We start from the raw sequence: 19,575 nt of genomic DNA, 5'->3' as shown, positions 1-19,575 counted from the left end.
GTCAGATGAAATTTAGTGAATCTTGGTTAAGAGAGTGGGTCAGTCCCAAAATAGATACAAATACGCTTTGTGAACAACTTAGCATGGCTGGTCTTGAAGTTGATGGTGTTGAGCCTGTTGCGGGTGATTTTAGTGGTGTAGTGGTAGGCGAGGTTGTTGAATGTGGCCGTCATCCTGACGCCGATAAACTTCAAGTGACCAAGGTAGATGTTGGTAGCGGTGAGTTGCTTGACATCGTTTGCGGCGCGCCAAACTGCCGCATAGGCATAAAGGTTGCGGTTGCCGTGGTAGGCGCAGTGCTACCGGGCGATTTTAAAATTAAAAAAGCAAAATTACGTGGGCAAGCCTCGCATGGCATGCTTTGTAGCTTTTCTGAACTAGGCATGGGAGATGATCACTCAGGCATACTCGAACTACCATCAAGCGCTACAATTGGTGAAGATTTCCGTAGCTACCTTGACCTAGACGACAATATTATTGAGATTGATCTTACGCCAAACCGTGCTGATTGCTTAGGCATAAAAGGCATAGCGCGAGAAGTAGGTGTGCTCAACCAACTTGACGTTAAGAGCATCAAAGTCACTGCGTCTGACATTACCAGCGATGCTGCGCGCGGTATTGTGCTTGCTAATCCACAAGCTTGTCCACGTTACTTAGGACGCATCATCGAGAATGTTGATTTAACGCTTGCCTCTCCATTATGGCTACAAGAGAAGCTAAGACGCAGTGGTGTACGCTCAATAGACCCTGTTGTTGACGTGACTAACTACGTGCTCTTAGAAATGGGTCATCCAATGCATGCCTTTGACAACGATAAACTCGTTGGCGATGTGATTGTTCGTGACGCTACAAAAGAAGAAAAACTAAATTTACTCGATGGCAACGAAGTCACGCTCTTAGAAAATACCCTAGTGATTGCCGATGAAGAAAAAGCACTGGCGATGGCCGGTATTTTTGGTGGTTTAGATTCTGGTGTGCAAACACAGACTCGTAATATTTTCCTTGAGTCGGCATTTTTCAGTCCCGATTCCATTTTAGGAAAGGCAAGACAATATGGTTTGCATACAGATGCATCACATCGTTACGAGCGTGGTGTGGATCCTGATTTACAAAAATCAGCCTTAGAAAGGGCAACGCAATTATTACTTGAGATTGTAGGTGGGCAGGCTGGCCCTATCACGGTGGCAGAAAGTAAAAAAGATCTTCCCCAGCGCAATCAAGTGGTACTAAGAGAAAAACGTTTAGCTAAAGTATTAGGCGCAAGTATTGAAGGCCACAGGGTGACCGATATCTTAAACCGTTTAGGCATGAAGGTCGCCGTGGTCGAAGCCGGATGGAAAGTTAGTGCACCTTCTTACCGATTCGATATCGCTATTGAAGAAGACCTCATTGAAGAGGTGGCGAGGGTATATGGTTACAATAATATCGCCAATGCTGCGCCTTTAGCGCGCCTTAAAATGTCCTATCAGCAAGAAAAAATCATTGGCATTAATGATTTCAAAGCATTGTTATGTGCTAAAGGTTGCCAAGAAGCGGTAACGTATTCTTTTGTTGACCCAAAAAAGCAAAGCTTATTGTTTCCTGACGCCAACACCCTTACGTTAGAACATCCAATTAGTGCTGACATGTCGGTTATGCGAGTGAGTTTATTGCCCGGTTTGCTACAAGCCTTGTCTTACAATCAAAAACGTCAGCAACAAAATCTTGCTCTTTTTGAGTCTGGTTTGGTGTTTTCTGCAAAAGAAGACGCTGAAAATGGTGTTGAACAAGTTGCTAAATTGTCAGCCGTAATTTCTGGAAATACTGCTTTTGAACATTGGTCGATTGCCAACAAGCCACGAGACTTTTTTGATGCAAAAGCATTAGTTGAAGAAATATTAAGTATGTCTGCTGGTAAAATAAAGGCAGAATTTGTCGCTTCGCAAAAAAATATTTTTCACCCTGGTCAGTGTGCTTCAATCAGAGTTGATGGAAAAGAAATTGGTGTGATTGGTGCTATCCATCCTCAATTTGAGAAGCGTTTGGGCCTAAATGGACGTACTTTTGCCTTCGAATTAAATGTAACTGACATTGAACAAAGAAGTTTGCCTGCAGCCCGCGTTATATCTAAGTTTCCGGCAATTAGACGAGACTTGGCAATTACCGTCTCAGAGGCTGTTGAAACAGGTAAATTACTAAAAAGTATAGAAAAAATTGGAATAACTGCACTCGTTGGCATAAACTTGTTTGACGTGTACACCGGAGATGGAATAAACGAAGGTGAGAAAAGTTTAGCCTTGTCCATTTGGTTACAAAGTGTAGAAAAAACAATGGAAGATCAAGAAATTCAAGATACTGTCGATAAAGTAGTTAGACATTTGCGAGACAATTTTAGTGCAGCATTGAGAGATTAATATTTATGGCGTTAACCAAAGCAGATATGGCCGAACATTTATTTGAAAAACTAGGCCTAAACAAAAAAGAAGCGAAAGATCTTGTTGAGTTATTTTTTGAAGAAATCAAGAAATGTTTGGAATCTGGCGAGCAGGTAAAACTGTCTGGCTTTGGTAATTTTGATCTTCGGACCAAAAACGAACGTCCTGGAAGGAACCCTAAAACGGGTGAAGACATTCCGATTAAGGCGCGGCGTGTTGTTACCTTCCGTCCAGGACAAAAATTGAAGAGTAGGGTAGAGAATATTCCTGCTGCAAAATAGGATGGCCAATGGGTGAACTTAGGTTGTTACTAAAGCGCCCAATGTTTTTGTGTGCTTTTTTAGTGTGTGGATGCGCTGAACAAACAGCAGACACATCACAAAGCAACAAAGTATATGAGGAAGCCTCTTCCTCATATGGACCCGTGGACGCTCAAAACACACCTTTACTCAGCCTTGCTGAATTATTAAATGCCAGCGATGTTAAGCAAGCCTTAGCAGAAGCGGCGGCAAATAATGATGAAGAAGGTCTACGTATTTGGCAACAGACGCTTTTAGCGGCTGGCGAAGAAGTTGAATTAGCCGACAATGAACTTGCTCTTATAAGCGGTGAACAAGGGCTTAAATATTTAGCTTTTGTCGGCATGAAGACAAATTATCAAGCGGCGTTTGAGCGTGCATTCCTAGAGTTTGAAGATGTTGACAAGGTCTATGCGGACTATCCAGCATTTGAAGACTTACACAAACAATCAATAAAGCTAGTCAAACAGCGCGACGAATTAGTTCGTAAAGTAACCGAAGAACTCGAGTCTAGCGGCTACGAAGGAAACGCAGAACTTGAAGCTAGACGCCAGTGGAAGAACTTTGTTTTAGCCGAAAATGCGCTAGAAACCCAAATGCCTTAACGGTCTCGTTAAGTAAACCCCTTTATAATATTGAGCACCAGACATTAAGGTGAAAATACAATTTCATGCTCAATCGCTTGTGGCAATAAGGGAGTATTTTCTTGAGTTGCGTATTGTTCAAAACCTGTCCGATAAAAGCGCGACATAAAATGGCCTGATTGCCCACCTGGAATAGTAAGAATCGCCTGATCTTCATTGCCCGGTCTTACAATTAATCGTTGAGATGCGCCAAAACTATTCGATTGAACTGCAGGCAAATAGCTGTCACCAAACCCTGCAACCTCGTCCATATTAAGAAAACTGCTAAATGGTCCTACCGAAGATGCAAAAGGGTGCTTAACTTGTAGTGTGTTTACTTTTCCCCATGCTAGATCGCGAAGATTGCTATCACTAACGCTGTGCTGCTCTATAAGACGTGTTTTCGTATTGTCATACACATTTATCAATAAAGAAGTATAGTCACTTACATTTGCAGGTAGCCAGTCTTGAGGCTGTTTTTGTAATAGTGTCCATATGGCTGGCTCAATACTGCGTAATATATATGAAGTCGATAAATCATATTCTTTCAATGCATCATTAACCGGAGCGAGCAATTGGTTGATTACTGCACTTCTAAAACGTCGCACCAACGTATAGCCTACCGATTCAGGGCAAGCACATGCGCCCCAATTTTTAAGGTAATCGATGTCTGTTGCGTACTTTTGTGGACTATTGCTTAACGCCTCTAATAGAATATTGTGCCACGGCATTAAAAATAGCGCATCATTATTGAGCTGGATGTCGTAAAAGTCTTGCTCGGTGAACATCTCTTGCTGCATCAAAAGCGACACTATTTGTTTTTGACGCGCGCCCAAGGCATATCCGCCATCACCAAATTGAGCTAAGTCTTTGGTACTGATAACGCGTGCATTAGCACTCCATACACGATCGTTTTGAGGATTTAAAAAGCTAGCAGGTGAGAACTGAGCTTGTTCCCAGCGATTATCGTATTGGGATTCTAATATTGCTTTGCGGCCAAGAGGCATGCGTTCTGACATTGCGCCAGTCAATTGCCATGCGATCTTTCCTTCACTATCTGCTATTACCATATTTTGTACGGGGATGCGCACGGTTTTCGCCAATGCTAGCGCTTCGTCAATATTGGACATTTTTGCCATGTCAGCGACGCGAATATTCACGGCATAAGCTTGATGCGCAACCCACTTTAGCGCATAACGCTGACCTTCAAATTCACGAACGGGTCCATATTTACTCATTTGAAAACTAAAGCTTTCACTGCCTTCAGGCGTCATGATGTTTTCGGTAACAAGTTTGGTTTCGGTGTCGTCATTTAGCACGATCCAGTCGACATTGTCGACGTTTGAATTAGTAAAACCCCATGCAACCTTACCGTTAGAACCAACAATTATCGCCGGAGTTCCTGGCAATGTTACGCCTGTTACCGACACCTCTTGCTTTTCGCTTAAGTAGTTAAGTTGTGCACGATACCAAATGGCGGGGACGCGCAGACTGAGGTGCATATCATTGCTCAGCATCGCGCTTTGAGACGGCGTTAAGTTACCAGATACTGCCCAATTATTACTACCATAGTCGGGCTGCTCTTTGACTGAGTCATAGTTGTAGAGTGCAGCGCTTTCATTCGTATTTCTTGGCACTGGCGCATTAGGAATTTCAACTGACTGTGTTTTTATAACACTATAATCAATAGCCGATTGGTAGTTACTGGGTAAGGTAAAAAAATCAAACATTGTGTCTCCAAAAAGCCTAGAGACCACAGTCAGCCTAAAATCAATTTCTGTTTGTGCTAATTGCAAATCAATGTACATACTGTAGCTAGCAAGCAAACTGTCCGCAGGTGTCCAAGGTGAAAACTCAGTGCCGGTAAGGATATATTCTAAGGGTTTAATGGCGAATGATTCGGCTGCCAGATTTACCCCTTTGGTATACGATTGCAATAGATCTTGTTCATGTTTTGGAAGCTTTGCAAAAACATTGTCTGCGCGCTGTCTAAATTGATGAAAGCGGTGTTTCTTATCTAAGTCGAGAGCGCGGCGTCCAACAATTTGTGATAATTCACCTGCTGACTGCCTACGTAATAAGTCCATTTGGAACAAGCGATCTTGAGCATGGGCATAGCCAAGGGCGAAGGCTGCATCATATTCGTTTTTGGCGTTTATCACCGCGGTTCCAATGCTATCTCTTGACAAGCTTGCGGGTAAGGACACTGCTTTGGTTTGGATGGTCGCTGACAATTCTGGCAAACTAGCTCGTAGGCCAATATAAGCAATGATGGCCAGCATAATTAATACTACGCTAAGACTCAGTAAACTCCATTTAACGACTTTCATGTGTATGTACCTTATTATTATTATTATATTTAAGGGTGGTATCTAGACCTTAATGTCTTTCATTCCTGCTTCCGCGTTACAATATCGCGCCACAACAAATAAGTAGTCTGATAAACGGTTTATATAGGCAAGCGCAATAGCACTTACATCATAGTGTTTTGATGCATTGACAAGTTGCCTCTCTGCGCGCCTTGCAATCGTTCTGGCTACATGTAAATGAGCAGAAATACCACTACCTCCAGGTAATATAAAGCTTGTTTGCGGGCTTAAAAGTGCTTCTAGTCTGTCTATTGAGACTTCTAATCCCTCCACACTGCTCGCCTGCAGTTTATCACTATCTGATAGCGCAAAACCTATCGAAAAAATTTGTTTTTGACAATTTAAGAGATCTTCTTGCTCTGCTTTGAGTTTTACACCATCCATATTAGCGATACACAAACCCAAGTAAGAATTGAGTTCATCAAGCGTGCCATAACAGTCAAGCAATATATCGTCTTTGTCTATTCTAGTTACGGTACTGGTGAAGACCGCTGTGGTGCCTTTATCGCCTTGTTTAGTGTAAATCTTCAAGTAAGCCTGCCTTATTCAATATGTTCTGTTATTGCGCACTTTCATTGGCGATATCGGGTTGGGGCGGCGTAAATCGCTCCAAGCGCACAATAATGCCAAATGCGGGATGATCAAAATAATGTATTTGTTTACTTATCACTCTTCGTTTTTGTTTAAGAGGATAAGAAGTCAGTTCACTATTGCCGTTTGCGTCAAGATTGAGCGAGTAATGATTGAATTCGTTGTCTATATGAAGGTACGGAACTTGATTTACATAATCCAAATAGACTTTTATTTTGCCGTCTAGCTCGTACTGCTTTTGCGCAGAAATTGTGCTTTCATCCGTCTTATTCATCATTAAGTGATGGCCTAACCAATCAACATCCTGCTTTTCGTTAAGCGCTGTTTTCAAACGCTCAAAAAATAGGTTCTGGTCTTCCTCTTCACTAGCTTCACTTAGAGCTTGATAAGTTCTTAACCAATCTTCATAAGCTTGTTGTTGCTTAGTCTCAAGCAATTGTCCTGCACGAACGCGAACAAACTCGGCGTTCTCACTACCAAACTCAACTTCTTGTCTCCATGCGGTATACAACAGCGGGCTAATATCGCGTTGCCGAAAAACCTTTTGGGCATAATCATCCAAGATTAACTCTTCTGGCGTCAATATTTGTATGTGCGCATTAAAGTCACTGTTGCTTGCAAATAAGCGCGGCCCTATCTTTTCTAAGCCAAATGCTGTTAAGGGTGGCGCAGATTCCTCATTTTTAATGCATAGTAGTGAAACTTCACTTTCGGCAATATCTTGTATTTGTTTATTGATGTTCTCGATTTGCCTTTCTATCGAAGCTATAGCCTCGCTATTAATCTCAGTACTAGAATTGTCAGGATTAACAGTGGAACTTTCAAACTCATCAGAGATTCGTTTATTTGCTAGCTGTTGTGCTGAAAAGTCTTCAAAACCTTTGCTTAAGCTTTTGAGCAAGCTTAGATTCGATACAATTTCATCGGGGGACTGACCGTCAAGCTCGCCAAGCGCTGTTTCAGGACTTGGCGTTTGCTCGGCAAAGCGTAGCGTGTTTTTGGCTTGATATTCAAAGTCCACTGATGCGTCGAATTTATCTTCAATTTGTGAGGGTTTGCTGCATTGTGGCAAATAGCCTCGTAAGTAGGTATCGCCTTGTGCTTCTTTTAAGGCGGCCAAATAAAGGAAATTACTTGTGTTAGCAGTGTCAATATCAAAGCGTGCTTGCTCAAAATTTTCTGTGTTTGTAGGCAATAAAGCGCGTTTGAAAATGATAAGTTCAACATTGAACCACCATGTTTGCTCGTCGGCACTTTGTGCATTTACCCCAAAAGAACTCGCGATTAAAAATGCAAATATGGTCACAATTATTTTTCGTTGCTTTATCATTTTTATCCATCTTTTTAAGTTACGCATAACAGCTCTTGGCCAATGTTTCTATAAGCTTTGCGGTATAGTCTAATCTTTCATTATTTGCCGGTGTTTTGCGCATAAAACGTATTTTTGTCGGACCATCAAACCTGAATTGAGACGGTTTGCTTTGTACCAATTTAATTAATGCCGCTGGATCCACTTTTGCCGTTTGGTCAAATTCGATAGTACCACCAAGATCGTTCGCTTCAATTTTATTAATGCCTAATCTCGCGGCTGACAATTTAATGGCTGTTTGTTGCACAAGATTCTTTGCAGCTTGCGGAAGCAAACCAAAGCGGTCAATCAACTCAATTTGTAAATTATCAATCTCGTCCATATCATCGCAGTTAGCAAGCTTTTTGTACATCGATAAGCGCATATTAACGTCACCAATATAGTCTTCAGGTAATAGGGCGGGTGTGCGTAAGTCAACTTCGGTCTGTTTTCCGAGTGTGTCATTTAAACTTGGCTCTCTGCCTTCTTTGAGTGCTTCAACCGCCTTTTCTAGCATTTCCATATATAAATTAAAACCAACCGCATTAATTTGCCCCGATTGGTCATCGCCCAATAATTCGCCAGCACCTCTAATTTCCAGATCATGTGTTGCAAGAGCAAACCCGGCACCTAAATCTTCTAATGATGCGATAGCTTCAAGGCGTTTGCTGGCGTCTTTGGTCATCCGTCTAGGGTGAGGCGTTAGCAAATAAGCGTACGCTTGGTGGTGTGAACGTCCAACTCGACCACGCAACTGGTGCAGCTGTGCCAGGCCTAAATGATCCGCGCGGTCGATTATAATCGTGTTAGCTGTTGCGACATCAATACCTGTTTCGATAATGGTTGAGCAGACAAGCACGTTATAACGTTGATGATAAAAGTCATTCATGACGTTCTCAAGCTCGCGCTCTCGCATTTGTCCATGACCGATAGCAATACGCGCTTCAGGGACTATTTCTGCAATTTCCGCTGCCGTTTTCTCTATCGTTTTTACTTCATTATGCAAAAAGTATACTTGGCCACCACGTAATATTTCACGCATGATTGCTTCACGAATGATTTCAGTATGGCGCTGTTGCACAAAGGTCTTCACCGCAAGTCTTTTGGCTGGAGGTGTCGCAATAATTGACAGATCGCGCATTCCGCTTAGCGCCATATTAAGCGTACGCGGGATGGGTGTAGCGGTTAAGGTTAAAATATCGACATCAGCTCGCATGGCTTTAAATTGCTCTTTTTGACGAACACCAAAACGATGTTCTTCATCAATAATGACAAGACCAAGGTCTTTGTATTTGACGTCTTTTTGGAGCAATTTATGGGTGCCAACCACAATGTCAATTCTGCCTTCTTGAAGTCCTTGCATAACCAGCTTTTGGTCTTTTTGGCTCACAAAACGCGACATTACCTCAATTTCGAAGGGAAATTGAGAAAACCTATTTTTAAAATTTTCAAAATGCTGTTGAGCGAGCAGGGTTGTTGGTACGAGTATCGCTACTTGTTTGCCATGCATTGCACAAATGTATGCTGCACGCATAGCCACCTCTGTTTTACCAAATCCAACATCTCCACACACGAGTCGGTCCATCGCATTTTTGCCACCCATGTCTTGTAGCACCGCGTTTATCGCGGATTCTTGATCGGGCGTTTCGGCAAAAGGAAAGCTATCAGCAAAGCGCTTGTACTCAAACCAATCAATTGGGTAAGCAAATCCGGGTTTCGCTGCGCGCTTCGCGTAAATATCTAAAAGATGCGCTGCAACATCGCGTACTTTTTCAGCGGCTTTTTGACGCGCTTTTGACCACGTATCGTTACCTAAATGATGAAGGGGAGCGTTTTCAGCCTCTCCACCACTGTAGCGGCTAATAAGATGCAACGAGGATACAGGCACATATAACTTGGCATTTTTAGCATATTCAATACTCAAATACTCGGTGGTTACACCGCCAGCATCTAAGGTTTGTAAACCTAGAAAACGTCCTACACCGTGTTCTAGATGCACAACAGGCGAACCTTCAGACAGTTCAGCAAGGTTTCTGATAATCGCGCTTTCATCTATCGATTTGCTTTTACTGCGTTTGTTTTTGCGGCTTACTTTGTGCCCGAGTAGTTGCTTTTCAGTAATTAGAAGTAGCGGATTAGCTTTATCGTTGCAGTCAAAGCTATCTTCAAGTTGACCAACTACAATACTAAGTGTTTGTCTATTCGCCATCGCCTCTGCAAAGGACGCAGCAGCTTCCACCGCAATTGATGCTTTGCTGAGGATGTTTATTAAGCTTTCTTTATGCCCCGTTGATTCGGCAACAAAGATTACCTTCTTCTTTTGGCTTTTCGCTTGTTTTACTTCAGCTTGAATAGCCGAATACGGGTTTGTGGCAAGGGTATCGATTCCTATGTTGTTCAGCGCTTGAGTAAAGAAAGGCACGTTACTGGCTGATTTAGGACTTACTTCTGCGCTAATTTTTGCGCTGGGCCATTGTTTTAAGTGCGCGTTTAATTCTTCTTGGCTTAAGAATATCTGCTCAGGTGGCAGCAGAGGTCGCGCCAAATTATACTGATATTGTTCATAGCGGTTTTGTAAATCAGTCCAAAACTGCTTGCTCGCACCAACAATATCATCAGCAAAGGCGAGTAGGGTATCTTCATGTAAATAATCAAATAAGCTAGCGGTTTGTTCAAAAAATAAAGGGAGGTAATACTCAATCCCGCCGGGCATTGTGCCTTTGCTGACCTGATACAATATTGATTCTTGATCATTATTTGCTGTTTGTGTGAACTGATCTAAATAGCGCGTTCTAAAACCGCTTATCGCGTTTTTATCGGTAGGAAATTCTCTTGCCGGTAACAAACGTATTGCGTTAACTTCATCTAAACTACGTTGGGTAGATGGGTCAAAATAGCGCATTGAGTCTATTTCATCGTCAAACAAATCGATTCTATAAGGCTTGTCACTGCCCATCGGAAATAAATCAATGATTGAGCCTCGAACACTAAATTCACTGTGTGACATGACTTGGCCAACATGCAAGTAACCTGCTTTTTCAAGGTTGCGTCTAAACTCTGTTGGGTCAAGTGTTTGTCCTTTCTCCAAATACAGCAAATGCTGACCAACATAAGTAACAGGTGCGAGCCTTTGTAATAGGGTACTTACTGGTATTAGATAAACACCGGCTTGTTTTTTACTTAACAAGTAAAGGGTTTCTAATCGTTTCGATACAATATCTTGATGCGGCGAAAAGTGATCGTAGGGAAGGGTTTCCCAATGCGGAAATAAATTAACGCTTAAGGATTTGTCATCACTAAAAAAGCGAATTTCCTTTTCTAGTTGATAGGCTTGTGCCGTATCAGTGGTGACTACGATCAATGGACCATTGTGTGCTTGCGCTGCTTTTGCAAGGGCGAGAGATTTAGCGCTTCCGCTTAAGCTAGACCATTTGATGCGATCGGTAATTGCGCGTTCTTGCTTGGTTTTTGGTAGACGCGGTTGTATAAGTGATGACATGTCTTAAAACGTACTCTTTATTTCTGTAAGTAGGGAAGATGCAGTAAACAACAAAGAATTATTCCTGATTTGCGTGCACCGCTCTAAGGGCATGGGTCTGCAGGTGCAAACTTGCGCGCACGAGTAATTCTTGATCTTGCGCCCGTATATGCGTAAACACATAACTTACGTGATATTCGTCTCCTTGTTTTACACTTTCTATGGCTTCTCCATAGGCGTAAATAGCAGCCGACTCGGTTTCTAAAAACAATTTAATCGCTTTTGTCTCACCAAGGGGCACATCATCATTGTGCGCAATAATACATCCGCCACCACCAAATTTAACGGCATTTGCGCGGTATTCTTCTTCGTCTTGCTGTTGCAAAATATATGACATCATCAAATCAATTTTCTTGGCTTGAAATTGCAAGTAAGCCACCAAATCTTCCATTTTATCGCCCAATCCACGTAAGGGCTTCAATGTTTGAGATTGGATCTCGGCCATCTCTCCCGCTATTCGAAAAGCATATGGCATATTTTGTTCAAATTCTGCATTGCTTTGAGCGATTTGTTCTGGCCCGATATCTATCACATTAGCCTTAACTGGATGCGCTATTAAATAAAAAGCTGAAAATTGTTCTTTTTTTGTGTCTAAAGAAGACAAGGGCGATTCCTTTACTCATGAGCCTTAGCGGCAGGCGATGTAAATAGTCATTATGCGTTTTATAGCAGTCTAGACATATAATAGTATTTCACCACGCACATATTATGAGGTGATATAAACGTATTTTCACCCAATGGGATCATATACAGTATGGGGTAAATAATAGTAAACTTAGCGGCAAATAACACCCACTTTTGCTTAGGCTAGCTATATTAGATGTCAATTTCTGCTTTTATTGCGTTTCGTTTCTCCCAATCAGGCACTAAACAGAGTTTTGTCGCTTTTATAAATCGATTCTCAATCATTGGTATCGCGCTGGGTATTGCCTCACTTATTGTCGTTTTGTCGGTGATGAATGGCTTAGAAGGTCAGCTTAAAAAGCGGATTTTGGGCATTTTACCCCACATAGTTGCTTCTACTAGCACCGAGCTTGAATTGCCTTTGCCCCTATCAGATAAAGTGTTGGCAAAAATCCCCTATGGCGAGAGTGAGGTGATTGTACAGTCACGTAGTAAAGTGTCGGGCTTGTTTTTGCAAGGTACGCAAACTCAGGCAGCAAAACCCTACTCCATTGTTGCAAATAATATAGTGGCAGGTAAGTGGGATAACTTGGTCTCGGGCAGTTTTAACGTTGGTATTAGCCGTATATTAGCATCAAGTTTGGATGTGAATTTAGGTCAGCAACTTAGATTGATCAGCACCGATGCGAGTGTTTATTCTCCCCTAGGACGCATCCCAAGTCAGCGTATGGTGACTATTTCTTTTATTTTTGATGTGAATTCAGAGATGGACGATAAAGTCATTTTCATACATTTAGACGATTTTGCGCGCTTATCGCGTAAAAAAACTGAAGATATTCAAATGCTGCGTTTGTATCTTAATGATGCCTTTGATTATTTACCGATTGTGAATTATTTGACCGAAAACAATATAAAATCTAAAAGTTGGCGAGAGCGACAAGGGCCTCTATTTGATGCGGTTAAGATGGAAAAAAACATGATGTCTTTGATGCTATTGTTGGTAATTGCGGTAGCTTCATTTAACGTGGTGTCGGCGCTGGTTATGGTAGTATCCGAGAAAAAAGCCGATATCGCGATTTTACAAACCCAAGGCATGATGCCCCACGATATAATGAAAATCTTTTTACTTAATGGCATATTTAACGGCTTAAAAGGGATAGTAGCGGGTTTACTGTTAGGCTTAGCCGGATGCTGGTGGCTTAACGACATCTTGCGCTTAGTGGGATCTACTTTAGCTTTTGGTGAAAACGGACAAGGCCTTCCCATTGATATTCAAGCAACACAGCTTGGATTCATCTCTCTCGGCTCTATTCTATTGTGTTTATTAGCGAGTTGGTATCCTGCGTATAAAGCGCAATCAATTACGCCCGCAAATAGCTTACGCAGCGAATAATTGCTATCATTCAATCATATATTAAATAGACCGCAATGAGTAAAATGTGGCCAGAAAATTAGGGAAGTAAGGTGAGCAAAGTTTATATCAATTCATCATCATTGTTAGTGGACTCTTTTAAAGTTGCCTCACAGGTTTATGAAGACGGTTTCAGACCGGACTTTATTGTTGGTATTTGGCGCGGTGGAGCACCCATTGGGATAGCCGTACAAGAGTTTTTCGAATATAAAAATGCGCCCACTGATCACATCGCTGTGCGTACCTCCTCTTATTACGGCATTAATCAGCAATCCAAAGAAATCAAAGTACATGGTCTACATTATTTGGTCGAAAATGCGAACGCAGGTGATAAACTTTTGATCGTCGATGATGTATTTGATTCGGGTCGAAGTATAGAAGCCCTCATCAATCAAATTCATACTTTAATGAGATTAAACGCGCCCAAAGAAATCCGTATTGCAACACCTTATTACAAGCCTGCAAATAACAAAACCGAGTCATCTTTAGTACCCGATTACTTTGTACATGAAAGCGATCAATGGTTGGTATTCCCACATGAGTTATCAGGCTTAACTAAAGAAGAAATAATGTCGGGTAAAACAGAATTGTCTGAGTTACACGATATCTTGTTTTAGGAACTTGATTAGAAGGTAAGTGAGTTTTGTTCACTTACCTTCTATATAAAACTTGTCGTGATAGGTGTGCACTAAATCAGGTTTGTAAATGACCAAACAGGTAATGCTAAAGCCATTGAAGAAGGCTTCTGGGAACATCATCAATATAGTCATCTTGGTATAGTTGTCCATAATAATATCCCAAGCATAAACACCTTCAAGATAATAGTAGCCACTCATCGCAAGCATTTTAGCGCCTATACTGATTGCACCGGGGAAAAACGCACATAAAAAAATGTAAATAAACAGGTGGCGAGGCAAGCGGTGAAATGAAAAAGCAAATATCGCGTAAGTAATAATAATGGGTAGTAAGACGCCAATGAGACCATTAACGCCAATCATGCTCCAGTGCTCATTTCCAATGGCGGTAGAAATGAGCAGTACCGTTGTGCCGACGATAACCGCCCAGCGGAAACCCAACACAAGGGTTAGGGTAGTTAACCATAAAAAGTGAATAACGAGGCCATCGTAAATGCTGACGCGAAATGCCCACAAAAATAGCACAGCGACCGCAGATCCAAATATAATGTGTTGCCATTTTCTCTGGTTTAGTAATCGTTTAAAATCAGTTTTTGAGGCAATGAAGAAAGCGCCCATGAGATATACTGCTAAACACACAATTTGAAGAGTTGTCAAAACGAATTCCGTATAAGGCGATGTGATTACTGGATTGATGTATTGTAACAAAGCTCAGCTCGCTACGGCTAATTAATACAGTTGAAAACATAAGGTAAGATCAAAATATGTCGTCTTTTAGGGGATTATTTCCCTTTTTTACTCAACGCAACGAAGTTTATTTAGATAGCGCGGCGACAAGCCACAGGTTAAATGCGTGCTTGCAAGACATGCAAGAATATTATGATTGCTATAACGCGAATGTTCATCGTGGCGCATACCAGAGCGCTCGTAAAGCATCAAACAAATATGAAGAAGCAAGACAAGAGATTCGTTATTTTTTAGGGGCTAATAATGCCTCTGAAATAGTATTTACCAGTGGTGCCACAGACGCCATTAACTTAATTGCGAACGGCCTCAATATTCAAGATTTGCATGGCAAAGAGATCCTACTTTTTGAAAGTGAACATCATGCAAACTTGCTTCCTTGGCAAAGCTTTGCCAAAAAACATAATTTCACATTGAAAAAAATATCGCTTGGTAAAAGCGCCAGTTTTGACCAAGACCTTTTCAATATTGCGATAAAAAATATTAATGAGAATGTAGCGATATTGGCAATCGCGCACGTATCAAATGCACTAGGAAATGTTAACCCTATTGCATTATTGTGCGAGAAAGCCGCATCTGTTGGTGTCCTTAGTGTGATCGATGGTACTCAAGCTGCCGCCCACATCAAGATAGACGTAGCTAAAATAGGCTGTGATTTTTATGCCATTAGTGGCCACAAGATGTACGCGGGCACCGGGATTGGTGCACTTTATGGCAAAAAAACTTGGCTTGAAAAATTGTCGCCAAGTAAGTTAGGAGGAGAAATGATCCGTTCGGTTACATGGGAGCATTTCGAACTACAGGATGCACCCACCAAGTTTGAAGCCGGAACGCCTAACATAGCCGGGGCAATCGGTATGGCGAGCGCCGCAAAATTCCTGCGCAAGAACATTTCGAAAATCGAAAGTCATGAACAAGCATTGGTGGCTTACGTCTTAGAAAAGCTATATCCCTTAATTGAAACTAAGCAAATTGTTATTTTGGGCAATATAGGTGCTCGTGAGCAAACAAAGGGTGTATTCCCATCTATCGCTATAGTGTCCTTTTACTCTCCAGTAATTCACGCCAATGACATTGCAAGTTTCTTAAGCACCAAAGGCATTGCGCTTAGGGCCGGTCATCATTGCGCAATGCCTCTAATGCAGAGTATTGGTATAGAAGGCTGCGCGCGACTGTCTATAGGCTGCTATACAAACGCCAATGATATAGATATGTTCGTGGCGGCGATATACGAATTGTTCGACTTATTGACGCAAGGAACTAAAGACCCAATAAGCGATGCAGCCAATCAGCCTGTAGCGAATGACAATAAGCTTATTGGCGACGCTATTGCACAGGCAAGAGATTGGAGTGCAAAACATAGACTGCTACTACTAAATAGTAAAAAACTGCCTATGTTAGCGCAAGAGCAATGTGATGCGAGCACTGAAATTGGCGGCTGTGAGGCTAAGGTATGGCTGTCTTTAAGCAATAAGCAAGAAAGTTATCAAGGCTTGCGAGGTAGTTCACAAAGCAAAGTCATTCGAGGAATCTTGGCGTTAATTATAGAAAAGGTAAACGCGCTTTCACGAGACGAGCTCGAAAGCTTTGATTTTACAGCCTATTTGCATGAAATCGGTCTGTCGAATTACTTTAGCGAAGGACGTCGCGACGGCGTTCAACAAATTATTAAACGAATTAAGTTCCTTTATCAGTTAAAACAATGAAGGACATCGCTGCCTATTTATTTTTTGCTTCAATCCATTGGCTCATGTATTTACTTGATTGAAACTGATGATGGTTTAACATTTTTTGTAAGAAATTGCCTTGTCTATCTTTATCTAAACTTGCTAATTTCGATTCAAGCGTATGGATGAAAGCTGATTGATTGTATTTTCGTTGGTATTGCTGATGTAAAATACTATCTGCGTTATCTACACATATTTGCCACTTCTTCTCGTCTTGATATAAGTTTACTGCAGCATCTATAAATTCATCAGTACTATTTACCACGATGCCGGGCCAAGGCATGTCAGTTATTCCTTCTTGTCCAAGCATTGTCGTTATTGACGGCGTTGCACATTGCATTGCATCAAGCAGTTTTCCTTTTACGCCGGCCCCAAAGGTAATTGGTGCTAGCATGACTCTTGCCTGGTTAATTACGCTAAACTGATTGCTTGCAAAACCATGCACGATTAAGCCTTGTTTCTTATTTTCTAGTTGCTTCACTTTGCCGGGCATATAGGCTCCATATACATGACAGGCTATATCTGGATAGCTTTGTCGAAGCTGCTGGTAAATTTTTGGCCAGCATTGTTCTGCAAGGATTTTAAGTGCATGATAATTGGGTGCGTGGCGATAATTACCTATAAATACAAAATCCTGTTTTTGCGAATATTGGCGTTTTAGTTCTACTTTAGCTTTGCTTGCACATGACAATATAAACGCCAAATGAGCAACTTGATTAGCGGGTACCTGAAACTCATTGATGAGTAGATCTTTTTCAAAGTTTGAAAGCACGCAAGTGAGATCAGCTTGCATCACGCACGCAATTTCTCGAAGCGCGGTATCACTATATAGCAAATCAATATTTTCAGGTTTTTGTATATCCTTACTACGCATAAATGTCTTAGTTGACTGCTTTTTTTCGTCGCGCTTTAGCAGCTTATGCCTAGCAATTCTCAGGCAATGCAAATCCTCAGCATCTAAGACCAAAAGGGCGGATGGAACACTTTGTTTTACGCGCCAAGCAAATTGTTCAAAGCTCAAATAGCGATCAAAGATAACCACCGTTGGTGAAATCTCTGATACTTGCAGATCAAAACTACTGCAATTAAGGCTTATGTCAAATGTACTTACGCCTATGCTAGATAAGTCAAAACAGTGTTCGGTTTTTTGTGCAGCACTGCAAAAGCTGACTTCCCATTGGTTTTCTCGCGCCGTTTCTATATAACTCAGTATGTTTTGACCGGCGGCCGAGGATGTTGGCTCGGGCCAAACAAAACCAACAAATAATATGCGCATTTATTTATTATCCTAAAGATGCATACAACATGTTAATTTGAGTTGCTCAGCGAAAAGCAGAGATAAGATGTTGTCTGAAATGATAAGGCAATATTATAAGCGAGCCGTGGCTTGCTGACCAATAAAAGCTAAAAAAAACTACCGAAAGTCATGAGATTGCCGAAAACATAAGATATACCTATTAGTAAGTTTATGCGCACGACTAAACATACATGGCGCTAAAGATGATTGGAGTAATAGTCCGAATATGAACGCAATTGAATACGCACAACGTGCAAATGAATTATTTGCCGTGCCAAGCACCGCAAATCAACTTCGTATCCTATTTGATAGCGATGATTCCACTATGAAAGATATTGCCAAAGTCGTGTCTGCGGATCCTGGCTTAGCGGTACATTTATTAAAATATGCAAATAGCCCTATCTTTCGATTTGAACGTAAAATTGAATCGCTAGATAAAGCGATTCAGGTGATAGGTGCAAAATCTGTTTACGAATTTGCGCTAGCGTTTGGAATGAGTAAGATGTTAACGAAAGAGCATCAAAAATATATCGATGTAAATAGTTTTTGGAAGCAAAGTATTTTATGTGGCCTATATGGGGCAAATTTGTCTAAGCGCTGCAAAGAAAAAGATGTTGCGCGTTTGTATACGAGCGGTTTGCTACATAATGTTGGTGAACTTGCCGTACTGCGAGTTAGTCCCGAACATGCGCGCTTGTGTAGTCATTTGAAGGTTGATGTACTGCCTCGTCAGAGCCAAGAAAGTGTATTGGGCTTTTCTTACGCAGAAGTATCAGCGTCGCTATTGCAACAGTGGTTAATCCCTGACGCATTGGTATCAACTATCGCGATGCAACATCACGATGACGCTCCTGCGGTAACCATTGAGTCACAAATAATGCAGTTGGCATATGCACTTGCCGTGGTTAATACTTATCCGGACTACTATACGCCAGATGCCCATATTCCAGAGTTTTTATACACTAGTTTGCAACTAGACTATGAGGACTTAGAGAAAGTTGAAGAAGCGTGTCATGAAGAATATGAGTCTTTAGCAAGCATTTTCAATATGCTGTCATCTGAGCCAGCGCACTCATAGGCTTTAATCTAAGTATAAACATGCTAGTCAAAAACGGCCACCGTCTGTCGACTAATAGCGACGAGCTCACCATGTGCATCCCATACACTGGCTTCGGTATGACCATAACCATCGGCCGCTTGACGAGTGTGTGCTTTGTAAGCAAACCAATCAGTGGGTAAAATTTCTTTGTGCGGATAGACCAATTCTAGGTTCCAACTGACAGTGCTCGCCGGCGCGGGCAGTCTTAACATTTGCAAAACGGTAGGTGGCCACGCGTCTATTATACTTATGAGATGGGCTTCTGACATTATTTCAGGTGGCGACGTGTAGCGCATCCAACCAAAGTAGTGGCTTTTCTTACTTCCTAAAAACGGCAGACCACCATCTTCGATGGACAAGTCAAAATGTCTTAAAAACTTTGGCGTAACCTTCGGTATTTGTGGAATGAATTTGGCTTTTGATGGCGTTGTCATATCGTGCTTTTCATTGTTTTCTACTGCCACTTTTGACTTTCTTCCCTGAGCAAAACAGAATTGACTCAAGACACACACTTTGCCATCTTGAATGGCGCGTGCTTGAATTTGGCTGACATTTTTACCACTACGAATAATTTCAACGGATATCGTAAATGCCGCTTTCGCTAATAATGGACCGACAAAATTGGTGGACATAGAGCGCAATAAGCGGCCAGATTCAACGTGAGACTTAGCCGCACAATAGAGCATGCCAGCTGAAATACCGCCATATACAGTGCGTCCTTGTGACCATTCGCTTGAAAGCGTATAGGACTGGTTTGGAAGAGAGGCATGCTGCTTACATAAATTTAAATAGTGATCGATATGCATATGGACTTTCATCTGGTCGGAGTAGTTGTATTGTTGATTAAATACGATGC

15 protein-coding genes are annotated in these 19,575 nt (G+C 41.7%); 7 read left to right on the top strand and 8 right to left on the bottom strand.

Features of this window, described 5'->3' with window-relative positions; translation table 11 throughout:
- Positions 1-5: 5 nt before the first annotated feature.
- The 3 genes from pheT to AC0L6H_RS16735 are packed head-to-tail and all read left to right on the top strand — an operon-like array spanning position 6 to position 3,318.
- Entirely contained in the window at positions 6-2,393 is a 2,388-nt protein-coding gene (gene pheT, locus AC0L6H_RS16745; protein ID WP_473390313.1) for a phenylalanine--tRNA ligase subunit beta, read from the top strand.
- Positions 2,394-2,398: 5 nt separating this feature from the next.
- Positions 2,399-2,695: an integration host factor subunit alpha gene (locus tag AC0L6H_RS16740; protein WP_473390311.1), complete on the top strand. Its 297-nt coding sequence runs from the start codon at positions 2,399-2,401 to the stop codon at positions 2,693-2,695.
- Between the two features lie 8 nt (positions 2,696-2,703).
- Positions 2,704-3,318 carry a hypothetical protein gene (locus AC0L6H_RS16735; protein ID WP_473390310.1) on the top strand — a complete coding sequence of 205 codons (615 nt, stop codon included), beginning with the start codon at positions 2,704-2,706 and terminating at the stop codon, positions 3,316-3,318.
- A 44-nt stretch (positions 3,319-3,362) separates the two neighbouring features.
- Here the strand turns inward: AC0L6H_RS16735 and AC0L6H_RS16730 are convergent, their stop codons facing one another.
- The 5 genes from AC0L6H_RS16730 to AC0L6H_RS16710 are packed head-to-tail and all read right to left on the bottom strand — an operon-like array spanning position 3,363 to position 11,786.
- Complete coding sequence (locus tag AC0L6H_RS16730; RefSeq protein WP_473390308.1) at positions 3,363-5,666, bottom strand: penicillin acylase family protein; 2,304 nt, start codon at positions 5,664-5,666, stop codon at positions 3,363-3,365.
- A 42-nt stretch (positions 5,667-5,708) separates the two neighbouring features.
- On the bottom strand, positions 5,709-6,236 hold the full coding sequence (locus AC0L6H_RS16725; RefSeq protein WP_473390307.1) for a cob(I)yrinic acid a,c-diamide adenosyltransferase: 528 nt from the start codon (positions 6,234-6,236) through the stop codon (positions 5,709-5,711).
- Positions 6,237-6,264: 28 nt separating this feature from the next.
- The gene (locus AC0L6H_RS16720) at positions 6,265-7,653 is read right to left on the bottom strand and encodes a CsiV family protein (protein ID WP_473390305.1); all 1,389 of its coding nucleotides are present in this window, start codon (positions 7,651-7,653) and stop codon (positions 6,265-6,267) included.
- Positions 7,646-11,143 carry a transcription-repair coupling factor gene (gene mfd, locus AC0L6H_RS16715; RefSeq protein ID WP_473390304.1) on the bottom strand — a complete coding sequence of 1,166 codons (3,498 nt, stop codon included), beginning with the start codon at positions 11,141-11,143 and terminating at the stop codon, positions 7,646-7,648. Before mfd ends, AC0L6H_RS16720 begins: the two co-directional genes overlap by 8 nt.
- 58 nt (positions 11,144-11,201) lie before the next feature.
- Positions 11,202-11,786 (bottom strand): PilZ domain-containing protein, encoded by a 585-nt coding sequence (locus AC0L6H_RS16710; protein ID WP_473390302.1) that lies wholly within the window; start codon positions 11,784-11,786, stop codon positions 11,202-11,204.
- Positions 11,787-12,002: 216 nt separating this feature from the next.
- Between AC0L6H_RS16710 and AC0L6H_RS16705 the strand changes: the two genes are divergently transcribed.
- Together AC0L6H_RS16705 and AC0L6H_RS16700 are read left to right on the top strand one after the other, a co-directional pair.
- Positions 12,003-13,199, top strand: a complete 1,197-nt coding sequence (locus AC0L6H_RS16705; protein WP_473390301.1) for a lipoprotein-releasing ABC transporter permease subunit — start codon at positions 12,003-12,005, stop codon at positions 13,197-13,199.
- A 71-nt stretch (positions 13,200-13,270) separates the two neighbouring features.
- Complete coding sequence (locus AC0L6H_RS16700; RefSeq protein ID WP_473390299.1) at positions 13,271-13,834, top strand: phosphoribosyltransferase; 564 nt, start codon at positions 13,271-13,273, stop codon at positions 13,832-13,834.
- Between the two features lie 30 nt (positions 13,835-13,864).
- Here the strand turns inward: AC0L6H_RS16700 and AC0L6H_RS16695 are convergent, their stop codons facing one another.
- A complete protein-coding gene (locus AC0L6H_RS16695; protein WP_473390298.1) occupies positions 13,865-14,509 on the bottom strand; it encodes an energy-coupling factor ABC transporter permease in 645 nt (214 codons plus the stop codon).
- A 107-nt stretch (positions 14,510-14,616) separates the two neighbouring features.
- Here AC0L6H_RS16695 and AC0L6H_RS16690 point away from each other — a divergent pair, with 107 nt between their 5' ends.
- Complete coding sequence (locus tag AC0L6H_RS16690) at positions 14,617-16,302, top strand: aminotransferase class V-fold PLP-dependent enzyme (RefSeq protein ID WP_473390297.1); 1,686 nt, start codon at positions 14,617-14,619, stop codon at positions 16,300-16,302.
- Between the two features lie 13 nt (positions 16,303-16,315).
- On the opposite strand, the gene AC0L6H_RS16685 is transcribed toward AC0L6H_RS16690, so the two are convergent.
- Positions 16,316-17,599 carry a glycosyltransferase gene (locus tag AC0L6H_RS16685; protein ID WP_473390295.1) on the bottom strand — a complete coding sequence of 428 codons (1,284 nt, stop codon included), beginning with the start codon at positions 17,597-17,599 and terminating at the stop codon, positions 16,316-16,318.
- Positions 17,600-17,846: 247 nt separating this feature from the next.
- Between AC0L6H_RS16685 and AC0L6H_RS16680 the strand changes: the two genes are divergently transcribed.
- Complete coding sequence (locus tag AC0L6H_RS16680) at positions 17,847-18,698, top strand: HDOD domain-containing protein (protein WP_473390294.1); 852 nt, start codon at positions 17,847-17,849, stop codon at positions 18,696-18,698.
- A 23-nt stretch (positions 18,699-18,721) separates the two neighbouring features.
- Here AC0L6H_RS16680 and AC0L6H_RS16675 read toward each other — a convergent pair whose 3' ends face one another.
- The gene (locus AC0L6H_RS16675) at positions 18,722-19,525 is read right to left on the bottom strand and encodes an acyl-CoA thioesterase (protein WP_473390293.1); all 804 of its coding nucleotides are present in this window, start codon (positions 19,523-19,525) and stop codon (positions 18,722-18,724) included.
- Positions 19,526-19,575 lie beyond the last annotated feature (50 nt).

It is taken from the genome of Glaciecola sp. G7-5 (assembly GCF_055808975.1).
This window is presented reverse-complemented; position numbering and strand designations above follow the sequence as displayed.